This is a genomic window from Campylobacter sp. BCW_6461 (genome assembly GCF_001762735.1).
Taxonomy (GTDB): domain Bacteria; phylum Campylobacterota; class Campylobacteria; order Campylobacterales; family Campylobacteraceae; genus Campylobacter_D; species Campylobacter_D jejuni.
The window spans coordinates 244,992-259,640 of the sequence record NZ_MJXJ01000023.1; the positions used below are offsets into that span (position 1 = coordinate 244,992).

Here is a 14,649-nt window from a genome sequence, read left to right on the forward strand (position 1 = left end):
TGTGGGGTGTAAACTTTAACCTACTTAAACTTTATCTCCTTTCATGCTAACTCATTTGTTATTTCTAATTTAATGTCTTCAAGATTTTTACCATACACCAAATCATAAAATTCTTTACAAGCTTGTCTGCTTTGACCGACACTTTCATTATTATTATCTTTAGTAAGCCCCAGCAAGATACAACCTTGTGTGTCTTTGTCAGTGTTTCCCCAGTGTATTAAAATTGCACGACTTGAAGGAACTTCATCATTATAAACATTTATCATTGTATCATCTTTTTTTGTAATACTTCTTAAAGTATTTTCAAATCGTGAAGGACTATGTCTTTTTAAATTATAATTTCCTTCAGGTATTCTTAAATCTTTGCCACTTTCTAAACCTTCTTTGTCTTCTTCCAAAGAAAAACATTCAAAAAGAATTTTTTCTTCATCATCTAAAACCTTAAATTTACCAATAACACAAGTTTTACCTGTGTATCTTCTATTAATTGTTACTTTCATTATAATTCCTTTCTTTTTATTTTTTGTATTTTATTTTTAGATTTAAACTCATTTTTCTTCTTCAAATTCAAATAAAAAAGCATTATCACCATAGGTAGTTTTATCAATTTCTTTTTTTATTCCTATAAAGCTTCTCTCGACTATAATTTCATTTTGAACTCTAAGGGCTTTTTGCATTTTTATATTTGAAAGATTGACATTTCCATAATATCCAGCTTGCCTATAAAAAAGACTCATAGGAATTTCATTTGTAAAAAGCTCTATACTTACACTATTTTTTATATTAGAAGCCCAAAGACAGCATTCATTTGCATTGCCATCATATTTTTTTAAAGCATTGGTAATATTATGCCAAGCAGGATCATTATAAATTCCGCTCGTTTTAATATTTCCTTCTATTTGATTTTTACTTGGTTTTGAAAGAACGCTAACTTCAGTATAATTTTTAGATTTTAAACCCATTCCATCTTTAGTGATTAAAAAACTGCCTTCATTAAGTCCTTTTATAATTTGCGTAGTGCTTGCTAAAGAATTTTCAAAACCAAAACGCAAATCACTTAAACATCCGCCATATTGACCACTATTTAAATTTGTATCAAAACTAATAATAATCAACTCTTGTGCTGTAATATTTTCATTTCCAAGCAAATTAATCCAACTTGTGTATTTATCATCACTTGCCACACAAAGCCAAAGTTGTTTTACATTTTCATTATAAGTTATAATTAAATCATTAACATTAGCTTTTGTTTTTGGAGTGGGAATAGAATTAGATACTTTTATTCCATTAATGCCTAAATTTAATTTCATATCTTCGAGCGTCTCTTCTATAATAGGTTTAATTTCTTCTTTTGTTGGTGTTTGAGCCTTTAAACTTTCTAAAAATTCATCTTGACTTTTTCCAGTGTTTTCTTCATTTTCAAGCCAAAGTTCATAAGCACTTTTACCATCATCTCCTTTGGCTCCATCTTGCCCTTTTAAATTTTCAAGCTGTTCTTCTGTAAAATCTTCATAAGTAAATGCATCGCCTTTTTCGCCTTTTAAGCTAGCTTGATTTTCTAAAACAACTTTTAATACAACTTCTTTTAAACTCTCTTTATTGATATTTGCATTGATGCCAAGCTCTTCTAGCAAGGCTTCTAGTTTTTCTTTTAGCTCGCTTTCTTTTATATAATCATTTGATATATTTTCAATAGTTTCGTTAATTAATTTTTTAACATCTTCTAAACTCAAATTACCATTTTTATAACTTAAAACTAATTCTTGTAAACTACTTATAATTTGATTTAAACTTTCATTTTGAGTATTTATAACCTGTTCTAAACTCATCTTATCCCCTTTATTAAACATTTGATCTGATGAAATAAATTACAAGAGTAATAAAAAACAAAAATCTTAAATTTATTTATTTCTAAAGCTTGCATTGCTTCTTTTAAAACAAGATCAGCTAGCCTATAATCATCTCTTGATTTTGCATTTATACACAAATAGTCATGGACAACACAAGCGCTAAAATACTCACTTTTAAAAGGTGGAAACAAAGACCAAAAAAGGCGTGGAATACTCGCTCCATCAGTTTTAAAACCTTGTGGTACAATGCCTTTGTAATTTGGCAAAATAAACTCATAATCTTGTATCACTTCAAACCTGTCCTTATCGTATGGCTTTACACAAACCCTTTTTAATTCTGTTTTAGTCATTGTTTTCCTTTTTTTTAAAAATACTTCTTAATTCATCATTTCTTATTTGAGTAAGCTTAACAAGCCTTTCATCCATTCTCATAAGATCTGTTTCTATAGCTTCTAGCTTGTCATTGGTTTTTGAGCAATGTGTTTCTATAAATTTAACCAAACTATCGCTACTTACTCTGGATACTGCAATTTGTTCTCTAATAAGAACATTAGTATTTTTGGTTTCACTTATAAGTTCTTTTGTTCTTTCCCCAGCTTCTTTATGTAAAGTTTTATATAAATGCCATGCAATCCCAGCTAAGACAAAAACCATCAATCCTAATAATGCAGATCCACTTAAAGAACCGAGTATAGCACCTTCTTTTATTATATTTTCAGTACTCATTTTTCACTCTCCCATGCAATTAAATTTAATTCTTCTAAAGATGTAGCATTTTTCACTTTATTTCTTAGTTCATCATTTTTAAAAATAATACTTTCAGTATATTTAGCGATACCAACCCCAAATTCTAAAAATTCTTCTTTGTTAAATGTAATGATTTTATTATCTTTATCAATCCAAGCAATATTTTCCAAAGGAGTATTATTGAGATTTGCTAACATTATCTCGCTAACTTTTCCGCTAATATTAATTTTTGCTTCCGTGTCAATTTGAAATATAGTATTTTTAAAAGGCATAAACAAAAGCTTTTCTTCTTTTATAGCTTTTAGTTCTTCTAATTTTAATTCTTTTAACTCTTCTAATGCTTTTTCTTTAATCTCATAAGAAATAATATAAAGATTATTTTCTTCATCATAAGTTTGAATTTGGTGAAGTTCTTCAATTTTTTCATTAAAACTTGGGATTTCTTCTTCTTTAACTTTAGCAAAACCAAGCTCTTTTAAAAGCTTATCATCACAAGCACTTAAAAAATAAGTATCTTGTGCATCAATCTCACCTTCTTCATTTTGTATTTTTACATCTTTTAAAAAAATATCATCATATTTTAAACTTTTATTTTTTAAATCATAAAACATATTTATCCTTTCTTAATTCCAGTATAATGTTAAATTTGCTCTTGGGTTTAATCTATTCCCATCATTTAAGTTCCAACCAGCACTTGCATTTGCACTACCACTTTGATAAGAACTTAGCATTATTTGTAAGTTATTTATATTTCCAAAATTGAATTTTTTCTCTACTTTGATTTTTGCATTAGCAGTGTAATATTTACTTAAAGCATGCAATTCTACACTAGAGTTAAAATTGTTCCATGTGATATGCAAAGTATTTGCAGAAGTTTTATTAGACATATTTCCAGTCGTCCAAACTTCGCCTAACATAACCACTTCTTTATTATTAATATTTGATGGCAATACCACTGCTTGTTTATAAATCATGTCTAGCTTTAACATATAATTATAATTTGCAACCGAGCCTCCTAAAGATGGAGGTAAATTTAGTGCTATGCCATTATTAGAAAGAAGGAGGCAGTTCATTTTAAGTCCTTACTAATCTTACATTATTCGAAGCTATGCAAAAATAAGCAAAAGTTTCAGTGCCACTAAATCCACTTTGAGCTATTCTAAATTTAAAAGGGGCATTAAAAGCTACTACATTTTGACAATTATTTATAGTTATTGTTCCGCTTTTTCCTACTCCTCCAAAATTAGCTATTCCTATGCTTGTTCCTGCATTTGCTGTTAAAATAAAATGTTGAGCTTGTCTTAAATCTAGATTTATACTGCCAGTTGTGCCAAGATTTTTAATTCCACCACCATAATCTACATACCATTTTCTAGTTAAGTGATTATCATTTGTTGGATTGGTTGGAGAAGTTAATGCCTGATTAAAAGTATTTGTGCCATTAAATATATTATCTCCATTTAAATTTGCTTTTGTATTTAAAGCGGTATCTACATAGATTTTATTTGTTAAATGGTTATCATTAGTTGGATCTACTTTTACTAAAATAGGATTAGCAAAAGTTTTATTTCCATTTATCTCTTCATCGCCATTTAAACTTACTTTTGTATCTATAAGTGCTTCTAAAGTTTTAATAGTTATATCTAATACTTTTTGTGTAATTAGCTTTTTATCTTTTTCATTTTGCTCTAACTCATTGTTTTTGTCCTCTAAGTTTTGATTAGCTTCTTCAAGTTCTTTTTCAATTTCCTCTTTTTTGTTAATTAATTCACCAGCAATCTCTTTTTCAAGCTCAGCAATTTGATTTTCAAGTTCTTCTTTTCTCTCTTCAAGTTCGCTTGTATCAGCAGGTGGTTCTTGACTTAAAGCCTCATCGATTTGATTTTTAATTTCCTTTAATTCCTCATTTTTTTGCTTTAATTCATCATTATTGTTTAAAGCTTCTTCAATTTGCTTTTTTATCTCTTCAAGCTCTTGTTCTTTATCTTTTATACCTTGCTCTATATTTGCAATTTCATCTTTAATTCCATCATCTTTACCATCATCTTTCTCATTAAGCAAAGAAAGAAGATATTCAACATTAGCCTTAACACCACTTATATCATAGATTCTTGCTTGATTGTCAATCTCATCTATGCACTCACCTTTTTTAGTTTCAAGCTCATTAAGTCCTTGTTCTTTTGTTTGGATTATTTCATTAAGGCTTTGCTCTTTTGTTTCATTTATTTTATTGAGTCCGTTTTCTTTTGCGCTCACAAGCTCATTTAAAAAATCTTGCTTATTCTCGTTTAAACTATGTAATTTTTCATTAAAAATAATACTAAACTCATTTTTCTTTGCTTGATAATTCGCATTAAAAATATGATTTAAGTTGTCAATCATAACTTTAGAAGTATCTACAAGAGTAGTAAATTCTTTCTTTTGAGTTTCAAAAACCTCTGTGACTTCATTTCTTTCATCACTTAAACCTTTGAGCATTTCTTCCATTTGTTTTATTGTTTCTTCAGCTAAAACTTTTAATTCTGTTTCATAAATTAACTTATCATTACCTAGTTCTTTTTTAGCAACTTCAGCTAACCTACCTAAATCTTCATTAGCTATCAAAGCTCTTTGATTAAACCTATCATAACTTTGCTCAAAATGTATTTTATACCCTTCACATTTTGCTGTAAGTTCATCAAATTTAACTAAAGCTTCATTTTTTACTTCATTTAAATTTTTTAATATTTCATTTTGTTTATCATTTAAAGAAGAGTAGATACTTTCAGACTGTGATTTTAAATCTCGTTCTAAATTTTCTATTTTACTTTTAAAATCTTTTATAATTTGGGAATAAGATGTTATATCATTTTCAAATTCTTTATATAAAGCTATAACTTCTCTTAAATCTTCTATATTTTGCTTGCTTTCTAAAAGTAGTTCATATGCACTAGCTATTTCTTTATATTTAACTCCAATATCAAATTTAATTTCTTCTAGCTTTTTAACACTATCTATCATTTCTTGATTTAATCTTTGGTTTTCAAAGAATATAGTGTTAATTTTATTTTTTATAATTTCGCTTGCTTCACTTACTACTAATTTTGCTTCATTTGCTAAATCTTTTACTTCTTTTTTAATACTTATTAATTCAGGTTTTATTTCTTTTAATTCATCAACATTTAAATGTAAGCTATCTACAATTTCTAAAGCATGATTAAGTTCACTTAAAATTTCATCTTTAATTTTTGTGCTCAAATCAAAATATTCTTTTACAAAATCTTTATTTTGTTTAATTTCATTAATATAAGTATCTAAATTAAATTTTATTTCTTCATATTTCTGTATATCTTTTTTTAAATTCTCAAATTCTTCTGTATTATTTTCTAAAAAATCTTTAATGTTTTGTATTTCTTGTTTATTTAAAGAAAAATCTTCATACGCTTCTTTAATATAATCAAATTTTGCATTTACATTGTTGTATTTTTCACTTATATTTGAATATTTTTTATTAATATCATCATATTTGCTTAAAATATCATCATTTTTATCTACAATATCATTTTTAAATTTTAAACATTCATTTTTTAAAGATTCGCAAGCTTGTTTTAAGCCTACAACTTCATCAAGTCTTGTATTGTCTATTGCTTCTGAAATGCTGTTTATTCTAGCTAAAACTTGATTTATGATTTCAAGTTTTTCTCTACCTGTTTTTAATTCATTTAAGCTTGTTCCCATTTTTAACCTTCATAATAATCACTATCTTTAATTCTCTTTTCACAAAAGAAAAGCAGATCATCCATGGCTAAAAGCCATTTTTTATCATCTAAATAAGCTATAAAATCAGCACTATTTATACTTTGCACATAGTCTTTATAACTCAAAGCTCTATTAATTTTTTTTGTGAAATTACAATTACAACCATGTTCTTTCATCATCAAGCTCCTTGCCATCATTAGCTATATACTCATAAATTATCTTGTCACATAATGCCAGAAAGTCTTTTTCTTCGCATCTTGTAATCAAATAACAAACATAATTAATCACAGCAAAACTAAGTGTTTCATCTATCATTAAATGTTCTTTTTCATTGTCAAAATCAGGCTCATCAGGAATAATCAAAAAATGATTATTTCTAACTTGCCTAAAAACTTTTTCGCCTTGCTCTACATTTTTTAAAAGAACGCTAGGAACACATTTTGATAAAATATAATAAAATGCTTCCATAAAATAGGCTTTCAAAACTTCATCATCTTCTATCATTTTGTAAGAATTTTTAACTTTAGCGATAATGAGTTTTTTAGCCGTAGCACAAAGCATTATGCACCTTTTGCTGCTTTTAAAACCGCTTTAGCCTTTGCATTATTTCCGCTAGTTAATCCCACTCCTATAGCAAAAGCATCAGCATTTCTTACTTCTAAAGTGCTTTGCGTATAAAATCTTTTTGCTTTTGCAGTAATATCAGTTGGAACATCTTCAATCATAGTAGGAATATAAAGCCCATGTTTCATATATTGAAAATCCCCAGCAATTAAAACATCACCCAAACCATATTTAGGGCTTAATAATCTATGCATATGGAAATTTACCGTTCCAAAATCTGTTTCAAGGCTCACTACTTGTCCTACTAGTTTTGTTTCATTACCTAAAATTCTTGTAGCAAATTTATTGATAGCTCCTTTTAAGTCAGCTCCTAAAAAGACATCTTTAGGTGTAACTCCGCTATTCCAAATGGTTTGTAAGATTTGATTAAGTTTATCTTCTGTTAGTTCTGTTGCAGTTCCGCTCCAATCTCCTGTTTCATCAAAAGCTAATACATTTCCACGCTTTCCATCAGCAAAGCTATCTTTTCCTTTAGCGATATAATGAAAAAGTCCAGCCATTTCTCCACTTGTTGCTTCTTGTGCTTGAATATAATCTTTGAAAACTGATCTTTTTACATCACTATCTCTGCCTAGACCAAATAAAGCATATTCCATATCCATTTTATGTTCTTTGGTTTTTTTGCCTATTTGATACTCCATTTCATTGCCACCATATTGATTTGCTTTTAATAAAGCTTTTGATACCATGGCTTCGGTAATGAATATTTGAGTAGCATTTGTAGTTTTTTGAGCTGTGTTTTTTGTTTCACCTACAAATTTACTTAACTCTAAATTTGCATTCTTTTTTGGTTCTTCAAAAGTATCAGTAATCCAACTATGAGTTAAAGGATTTGTAACCTTTGAAGTGCCTATGTTATTTAGAATTGGTGTTTCAGTAGCTCCAATTTTAATAATCGTTTCATATATTGATTGTTTTAACTTAACATTTTCTGTTGCGGGTGAGGTATGTCCCATTGAAGGTAAAGCCATTTTTGAATTCTCCTTAGTTTAGTTTTAAGGATTTTTCCAAAAATAGCTATTTCAAAAATAGTGTGTTTTGAAATAAAAATATATATTTTCAAAAAAAGCAAGACTATAAAAAACCTATAAGTTAAGTATATAAAACATATAAAATAAGTATATAAAACATATAAAATAAGTATAAATTAACTATAAAAAAGGTATAATTTTAGCGCGTTTTGTTATCTAAATAAACCAAAGGACTAAAAAATGGCAGATTTCTTTTTGTTTCCTAAAATTAAGGATAAAGAATTATTAGATTTTTTTGAAAATTTGAAAAATAATGAAGCTTGTTTTTCAAATACTAGTGACATTTATGGAAAAGGTGATATTTGTAATCCAAATTTAAAATCTTCAGATGAAATAAAAGTTAGTGATGAGGAAATAGAAAAATTCATTAAAGAAAATAACTTATAATTATTAATCATGACAAATTTTGTATCAATAATTAATAAATTTTTTACTCTGTACGATTGTTTTATTCAGCTTGATTTGAAAATGTCGTTAGTTTATGGAAGGCAGTATTCTCATTATAAAGAAATGTTTTTATTTTATGTAACTGTTCTTATGAATGATTATATTGACGAAACTGATAAAGAAAAAAAATATGTCGAACTTAGATATAAAATAGTTAAATTTATTTTGGAAAATTCTAAAAAACATAATATATCCCGTCAACATAGCTCTACAATAGCTTTTAATAAAAAATTAAATAATGTTTTGCAAAACAATAATGAAGCTTATTTGGACGAATTTTTAAAATCAATACAGTTTTTTTTACAATTTAGACAAAAAATACAAAAAGATGGGCGTAAAATTATTGCTAAAGAAAATATATCTAGAAGAATGTTTTACTATTTTGATTTTAAAGAGAAAGATGTTATGGATAAGATAATTGATAATATTGATTTTAACCATATTGGGAATATTCCAAAACAGGCATTAATAGAATTTAATAATTTTATGTCTCATGTTTGCACCGCCTACTCTTTATCCGATAAAGATGAAAACACTGATATTTTTTTAAAAAATATTGAACGAGCAATAAACCATATTAAACGAGGAACGCTCGATTGTTATAAAATTATAATTAAAGATTATTTTATACTTGAAAATTCAACTTTACCTATAGGTCTTAAAAATCAATTGTTCAACTTAAGAATTAATGAATATAAAAATTTAGGAAACAATAGTATCAATATTTTAGAGCAATTTAAAAAAATAGTTCAAGAAATTATGAAAACGCCGTATTTAAACTCCTAATTTTATTTGTTATAATTTTAATTAAGAGCTTAAGGGCAGAATCTCGCCCTTTACAATTGCGAAAGATGTATATAAACTTTCACTTCTCTTATTGTAATTCATAGTTTGCAACTATCCATGTATTTGTCTTATCTCCTTTTCAATTATCTTTTATATTTTAAAAAATAATTACATGAATTTATGCTATAATTAATAATCGCCATTGACACTACTCACGCTTAAAGTGTCAGTATTAAGCCTAGCTTTAGTGCGTATCGGCTAAGCTAGGGGCGATAATATTAATAAAAATTATATGCAGTTATAATCCACTTTTTATCTTTACCTTTATAATCAAGTGCTACCATAACTCTACTATTCTTAACTTCAATAAAAGCTCTATTATTACCTTTTTTTACATTTCCATTATTTATAATATTTTCTATTTCTTTTATAAAATTTAAAGCTTTATTTTTTGCTTCTATTTTATTTAACCCTTGTTTAATGAAATCTTCTTCTCTTCGATTGACAATATGACTTAATCCAAAGTTTCCATCTCCCCAAACCAAATCAATATCACCTAAATCTTTTCTATGAAAAGCACCTGCTACCTGTCCTTGTTTTTCAATGAGTAGTTTTTGTAAAGCACCTTTTCCATCGTGATAATATTCTGCATAATTTTCGCCAAATTCTTTTAAAGGTTGTATATTTAATTCTTGTTCGATTTTACCCCTTAAAGCACTTGGAATATCTTTTTTTACACCTTTATTTGTGCTTTCTTTGGCATTGATTATCATCTGTCTAGTTAAGTTGTATTCAACAGTATTTAAATTCATATTATCTAAAAAATCAAGATTATAATCTTTATTCTCTTTTAGAAAATTATCATATCTTTTTAAAATATCTTCACTAGCTTTTTTATCATTTTGTATTTTTTCATCAAGCCTTTGTTTTACGCTTTTTTTATTCTTTTTCTTTACTTCTTTATTCTTAATGTTCTCTTTTATATCATCCATTAAGTTTTTTTTAGGCTTAGCTTGGGTAGAATTTTCGTTAGAGAACGACACTTGCTTTGTCTCTGAAGATGCCCTAGATGTCGGTAAGGCTCTCGCATTATTATAATACACTACTTCAGCATTTTTCATTTTATTTTTTATATTATTTTGTTTCTTTGGCGAATTGCTAATTATAGTCAAATGCGTTTCATAGTCTTTGCCTATACTTGTAAAATAAGTCTGATTATCTATATTTTTAATAAAAATAAAATCATCTTTATCTTTTAAGATTGCCTGTGGGCTTTCTAAAGTTTCTTTGATATGTGGTATGTATTTAATTCTATCTTTTTCAATCAGCTTTAGTAAACTTCCTTTTGTAAGTTTTATTTCTCTATCTTTTAAAGCTATCTTTGCTTCTTTTGGTATATTAGGGATATATTCATCATCGATATTTTTAAGATTGAAAGTTTTCATCCATTCATTTCTAACATCTTTATTTATAGTATACTCTTTGCCATTTTTGCCTATAAATCTTAAAGAATTGTCTTTAGGATCAGCTTTATCCATGAAGAAGTTGTCGCCTTTGATTAAATCTTTAACTTTTGAATTAAATTCTTTTCTAGCCTCTTGTGCTTCTTCTTTGAGTGTTTTATCTTTAATACTTTCTATAAATTCTTTAGCCGATCTATCAAAATCTTTTAAATTATTTATATTGCTAAACCCCCTTCGCATTTGTATTCTTGTTCCAGCTCTTTTGCCAACTTCCCATAATCTCATAAAATAAAAAGCTATATAATCAGTGAAATTATTAACAAGCATTGTTTTAGCTCTTTCTATGAAATTTGTACTTATTCCATGTCCTAGTTCTTTTGCTTTTGAATTTAAAATACCATCTATTACAGTTTCAAAGTTAGTACGTAAATCACCTATTGTTTTTAAAACTTCAATCTTCTCTTGTCCTGATTTGCTTTTTGGTTTAAAGTTTTCAAAATTATCCATGACCGCTTTATAATTTACTGCAAATTTGGGATTATTGGCATCTCCTATATTTACTTTATTTTTTTCTAAAGCTCTAGTTATTATTTGATTATCTAAAACTTTAATCTCATCATCATTAAGTCCTTTTGTTATAGCTTCATAATTCTTTTTTGGATTAGTTTCATTAAGTATTTTATCTATATCTTTTGATATCTCTTTTTCACTTCCTTCTAGTTTTTTTCCTAATTTACTTTTATCATATACTTTAAAATCTGCATAATCTTTTCTAATCTTGGTTAAAATCTCTTTTGCTTCTTGGGGATTATCAGCACTTTTTACTATATTTTCTAAAAATGCGTCTTTTAAGCTATTTAAAAAATCTTTATAGTTGTAACTTGAGCTTTCTTTTATTTTATTGCCTATAGCATCAATTCTATCGTAAATCTCTTTAACGCTTTTACCATCTAATGCACCGCTTTTTGCTTCATGAATAAAATTTTTTATCATAGCTGGTGTGCTTTCACTATAAACACTTGAGTTTAAAACTATATCATCTATGGTTTGCTTATCTACTTTTACACCATTTGGATTAAGTTCATCTAGTTTATCAAGTCCTTTTCCAAATTCATCATAAGCTCTTTTTGCTCTAGCATCTCTTAAAGCATAAAGCTCATCAGCCTTAGAAGCATTATTTAAATTTAACTCTTTTAATATAGCCTCATCTTGTAAGTGTAAAGAGTTTGCAACCTTATTTGCCATTTTAGGGTCATTTGCTAAAACACTTCTTGCCATATTAGCTAAATCATCATTCATAAAAGAAAGATTAATAAGATCTTGTTGATTCAGTGCTGCTTCTTTTGAACCTATATTTTTACTAATATTATTTAGTGAATTAGTTACGTTGTCTGCTGTATTTTTTACAAAACCATTTTTTGCAGTATTTGAGAAATCTTTTATTTTGCTTGCCACTCCATCAACTAATGCATTTCCTTGATTAACTTCTAAAGGCATAGCTCTTGATTTTTGCAATATATCATCATAATTTCTATTTCCGCTTTCTATTAGCTCTCTTGCATAAGCTTTTGAAGTTTCGCTACCTTGTGAAGCTAAATCATTTAAAATACTAGGGCTTATTTTTCTAAGCTTATCCCCTATATTTTCTTTTAAATTACCACCTTTTACTGCCATGCCATCTATCATATCTTTACCAGCTTGCGCTCCTGATTTAGTCATGTTATAGGTATTTTTTAAAACTCTTGCTCCTTTGGCAACTCCTGCAAAAGCTGCATCTCCTATTAAAGAAAGTCCTGCATTTTCGCCCATAAGCATAAGAGCTTCTTTTAAATTCATATCTTGATTTGTATCTTTTGTATTTCCGTAGTAATCATATCCTGCCCCTAAAGATGCACCTAATGCACCACCTGCAACCATACCAACTCCGCCACCTAGCATTGTACCGCCAATGGCACCTGCTGTTCCTAAAGCCATACTAGCACCATTATCTCTTAATCCACGATATAAATCACCCATTGTGCTACCTTGCACTTTAGAATAATTTCCGTTATTATCTTGCACCCAATAAGATCCATCATCATCTTGCAATAATCTTCCACGCCCTGATTTTTGCAACTCATCGCCTAAATCTCTCATAAACTGATTACTTTTTCTTACTACTTCATTATCATCAGCAAAAATAGGTTTAGAGGCATTAAATTTAGATTGCTTATCTAAAATATAATTACTTAAATCATCAGCATTCATAGAAGGATTTTTATTATAATCATACAAATCTCTTTTGTATTCGCCAATATATCCTAGTGGATTTGTTAAATTTTGGTCTTTGATATTATATTTTTCATATTCTTTAGCATATTTGTCTTTATTCTTATAAAAATCATTGATTGCTTCATTTTTTAAATTTGATAAATATTCACTTGTATTTTGATTTTCACTTTGACTTGCTCCATCTTGCAAAAATGAAATAATGTTATTTTCTTGTGGTTTTTCTAATAAAAATTCTCTTATATTCATTATATTAATCCTTGTTTTTTTAATTCTTCTACGCTAACTTGCATTTTTCTACCTGCTTGATTAACTAATATTACATTACCATTAGCATCAGGCTCTGATATTTGAGCATTAATTCCATTAAAACTAACGCTATGTAATTTTGGTGTATTTTGATTTTGCACTTCTAATGTATTTTTGGCTAAATCATTTTGTATATTTTGATTAGTTGTTGAATTACCTATAATTACTGCATTTTTACTAGGTTTTGAGTATTTTTCATCCCAATAAAAAGCTTTTACCTTTGGAGCATAATTGTTATAAAAATCCATATTATTTTTATAATCTTCTATAGCACTTTGTTTCTCAATATTTGTTTTTGCGTTTCCTAGTCTTTCTGCTAATTCTATTTTAAAAGAGTTTGGAGCTTCTGCTAACCATTCTCCTGCTAATGCTTGAGCTACCCTTTGATTATTTGCTTCCATAGTATAACCATTAATAGGGAAATTGGCTTGTATATTCTCTAAATTCCATTTAGCATTTTTACCACCTCTTAATAAATCACTTTGCATTCTTTTTAAGAATAAATCACTTGCATCATTTAAATCTGTGCTTTGACTTCCCCATCCACCAAAACCACGCTCTATAGCTCCATTCCAAAAACCATGGGTTGTATCATATGTTTTACCTTGTTTACTTGCTAAATCTAAAAACTGAGCGTCTGCTTTATATCTTGTATTGTTTTGTAAATTTGCATTGTTTTGACTATCTAAACCTTGACTATTACTAAGAACTCCATTTAATAAATCTTGCTCTTTTTGTTTTGCATTTATCTCATTTTGCAATTTTTGTAGTTCTAATAATCCTTTTTGATAATTTAAATCCTTGTAAGCCTTATTAGCATTTATTGCTTGCTGTCTTAAAGCATTTTGCATGGCATATTGTCTAGCTCTTTGATTATAATTCATTTGCCATTGCTGATCTGCTATATTTGCTCTTTCTTTTTGATAATCAAAGTTTCTCTCATTTTGCAAAAGCTGATTATTTTGCATAGCCTGATTAAATTCCATTTGTTGCTTTCTTAAATCTTGCTCTTGCTGAAACTCATTAGCTTTAACTTTATCATCAAAACTTTTGCTCATGATGTCATATAAGACACCACCGACTTTTCCTGCGTTTTGTATAACGCCTGTATCAGGATTAAATACTACTCTTTGTGGGTTATAAAATGCCATTTTGTTTCCTTTATTCTTTCTTTTAAAATAAAGGATTTAAGGAAGTTTGTGTATAATTTTAAAAGGTGTGGTGCCAAGGGTCGCCACCCTTAGCACTAAATTACCACCTAGAAAGGCGGTGAAATAAGATGCTACAAATCTTAATAGTTATTATACTACTTTGTATTATTGTTGTCAATGCAAATTAACAATCAATAAACAAAGCCCCTTATACAAGGGGTTAAGATTTACCCTT

At 27.8% G+C, this 14,649-nt stretch carries 14 protein-coding genes; 2 read left to right on the forward strand and 12 right to left on the reverse strand.

Annotated elements, in window-relative coordinates; genetic code table 11:
- Positions 1 to 41: 41 nt before the first annotated feature.
- The 10 genes from AJ882_RS06310 to AJ882_RS06355 are packed head-to-tail and all read right to left on the reverse strand — an operon-like array spanning position 42 to position 7,930.
- Entirely contained in the window at positions 42 to 500 is a 459-nt protein-coding gene (locus AJ882_RS06310; RefSeq protein ID WP_002858146.1) for a DUF5675 family protein, read from the reverse strand.
- Positions 501 to 548: 48 nt separating this feature from the next.
- Entirely contained in the window at positions 549 to 1,829 is a 1,281-nt protein-coding gene (locus AJ882_RS06315) for a hypothetical protein (RefSeq protein ID WP_011049724.1), read from the reverse strand.
- On the reverse strand, positions 1,826 to 2,200 hold the full coding sequence (locus AJ882_RS06320; RefSeq protein ID WP_002874385.1) for a DUF1353 domain-containing protein: 375 nt from the start codon (positions 2,198 to 2,200) through the stop codon (positions 1,826 to 1,828). Before AJ882_RS06320 ends, AJ882_RS06315 begins: the two co-directional genes overlap by 4 nt.
- Positions 2,193 to 2,576, reverse strand: a complete 384-nt coding sequence (locus AJ882_RS06325) for a hypothetical protein (RefSeq protein WP_002874384.1) — start codon at positions 2,574 to 2,576, stop codon at positions 2,193 to 2,195. Before AJ882_RS06325 ends, AJ882_RS06320 begins: the two co-directional genes overlap by 8 nt.
- The gene (locus AJ882_RS06330; RefSeq protein WP_052784859.1) at positions 2,573 to 3,208 is read right to left on the reverse strand and encodes a DUF4376 domain-containing protein; all 636 of its coding nucleotides are present in this window, start codon (positions 3,206 to 3,208) and stop codon (positions 2,573 to 2,575) included. The genes AJ882_RS06325 and AJ882_RS06330 overlap by 4 nt, the downstream gene beginning before the upstream one ends.
- A gap of 12 nt (positions 3,209 to 3,220) precedes the next feature.
- Complete coding sequence (locus tag AJ882_RS06335) at positions 3,221 to 3,670, reverse strand: hypothetical protein (RefSeq protein ID WP_002875080.1); 450 nt, start codon at positions 3,668 to 3,670, stop codon at positions 3,221 to 3,223.
- A 1-nt stretch (position 3,671) separates the two neighbouring features.
- Positions 3,672 to 6,314 (reverse strand): hypothetical protein, encoded by a 2,643-nt coding sequence (locus AJ882_RS09665; protein WP_052791620.1) that lies wholly within the window; start codon positions 6,312 to 6,314, stop codon positions 3,672 to 3,674.
- A gap of 2 nt (positions 6,315 to 6,316) precedes the next feature.
- Positions 6,317 to 6,511 (reverse strand): hypothetical protein, encoded by a 195-nt coding sequence (locus tag AJ882_RS06345; protein WP_002874379.1) that lies wholly within the window; start codon positions 6,509 to 6,511, stop codon positions 6,317 to 6,319.
- Positions 6,492 to 6,896 carry a hypothetical protein gene (locus AJ882_RS06350; protein ID WP_002861675.1) on the reverse strand — a complete coding sequence of 135 codons (405 nt, stop codon included), beginning with the start codon at positions 6,894 to 6,896 and terminating at the stop codon, positions 6,492 to 6,494. Before AJ882_RS06350 ends, AJ882_RS06345 begins: the two co-directional genes overlap by 20 nt.
- Complete coding sequence (locus AJ882_RS06355) at positions 6,896 to 7,930, reverse strand: DUF5309 family protein (RefSeq protein ID WP_070279694.1); 1,035 nt, start codon at positions 7,928 to 7,930, stop codon at positions 6,896 to 6,898. The genes AJ882_RS06350 and AJ882_RS06355 overlap by 1 nt, the downstream gene beginning before the upstream one ends.
- A gap of 240 nt (positions 7,931 to 8,170) precedes the next feature.
- Here AJ882_RS06355 and AJ882_RS06360 point away from each other — a divergent pair, with 240 nt between their 5' ends.
- The gene (locus tag AJ882_RS06360) at positions 8,171 to 8,377 is read left to right on the forward strand and encodes a hypothetical protein (protein ID WP_002801300.1); all 207 of its coding nucleotides are present in this window, start codon (positions 8,171 to 8,173) and stop codon (positions 8,375 to 8,377) included.
- Positions 8,378 to 8,527: 150 nt separating this feature from the next.
- Positions 8,528 to 9,223: a hypothetical protein gene (locus AJ882_RS06365; protein ID WP_172670321.1), complete on the forward strand. Its 696-nt coding sequence runs from the start codon at positions 8,528 to 8,530 to the stop codon at positions 9,221 to 9,223.
- 278 nt (positions 9,224 to 9,501) lie between these two features.
- On the opposite strand, the gene AJ882_RS06370 is transcribed toward AJ882_RS06365, so the two are convergent.
- Positions 9,502 to 13,203, reverse strand: a complete 3,702-nt coding sequence (locus AJ882_RS06370; RefSeq protein ID WP_044258275.1) for a PBECR2 nuclease fold domain-containing protein — start codon at positions 13,201 to 13,203, stop codon at positions 9,502 to 9,504.
- The gene (locus AJ882_RS06375) at positions 13,203 to 14,414 is read right to left on the reverse strand and encodes a hypothetical protein (RefSeq protein ID WP_002801306.1); all 1,212 of its coding nucleotides are present in this window, start codon (positions 14,412 to 14,414) and stop codon (positions 13,203 to 13,205) included. Before AJ882_RS06375 ends, AJ882_RS06370 begins: the two co-directional genes overlap by 1 nt.
- Between the last annotated feature and the right edge of the window lie 235 nt (positions 14,415 to 14,649).

Coding starts and splice junctions, on each gene's coding strand:
- AJ882_RS06310 (WP_002858146.1), bottom strand. CDS start 500: ATGAAAGTAACAATTAATAGAAGATACACAGGTAAAACTTGTGTTATT.
- AJ882_RS06315 (WP_011049724.1), bottom strand. CDS start 1,829: ATGAGTTTAGAACAGGTTATAAATACTCAAAATGAAAGTTTAAATCAA.
- AJ882_RS06320 (WP_002874385.1), bottom strand. CDS start 2,200: ATGACTAAAACAGAATTAAAAAGGGTTTGTGTAAAGCCATACGATAAG.
- AJ882_RS06325 (WP_002874384.1), bottom strand. CDS start 2,576: ATGAGTACTGAAAATATAATAAAAGAAGGTGCTATACTCGGTTCTTTA.
- AJ882_RS06330 (WP_052784859.1), bottom strand. CDS start 3,208: ATGTTTTATGATTTAAAAAATAAAAGTTTAAAATATGATGATATTTTT.
- AJ882_RS06335 (WP_002875080.1), bottom strand. CDS start 3,670: ATGAACTGCCTCCTTCTTTCTAATAATGGCATAGCACTAAATTTACCT.
- AJ882_RS09665 (WP_052791620.1), bottom strand. CDS start 6,314: ATGGGAACAAGCTTAAATGAATTAAAAACAGGTAGAGAAAAACTTGAA.
- AJ882_RS06345 (WP_002874379.1), bottom strand. CDS start 6,511: ATGAAAGAACATGGTTGTAATTGTAATTTCACAAAAAAAATTAATAGA.
- AJ882_RS06350 (WP_002861675.1), bottom strand. CDS start 6,896: ATGCTTTGTGCTACGGCTAAAAAACTCATTATCGCTAAAGTTAAAAAT.
- AJ882_RS06355 (WP_070279694.1), bottom strand. CDS start 7,930: ATGGCTTTACCTTCAATGGGACATACCTCACCCGCAACAGAAAATGTT.
- AJ882_RS06360 (WP_002801300.1), top strand. CDS start 8,171: ATGGCAGATTTCTTTTTGTTTCCTAAAATTAAGGATAAAGAATTATTA.
- AJ882_RS06365 (WP_172670321.1), top strand. CDS start 8,528: ATGAATGATTATATTGACGAAACTGATAAAGAAAAAAAATATGTCGAA.
- AJ882_RS06370 (WP_044258275.1), bottom strand. CDS start 13,203: ATGAATATAAGAGAATTTTTATTAGAAAAACCACAAGAAAATAACATT.
- AJ882_RS06375 (WP_002801306.1), bottom strand. CDS start 14,414: ATGGCATTTTATAACCCACAAAGAGTAGTATTTAATCCTGATACAGGC.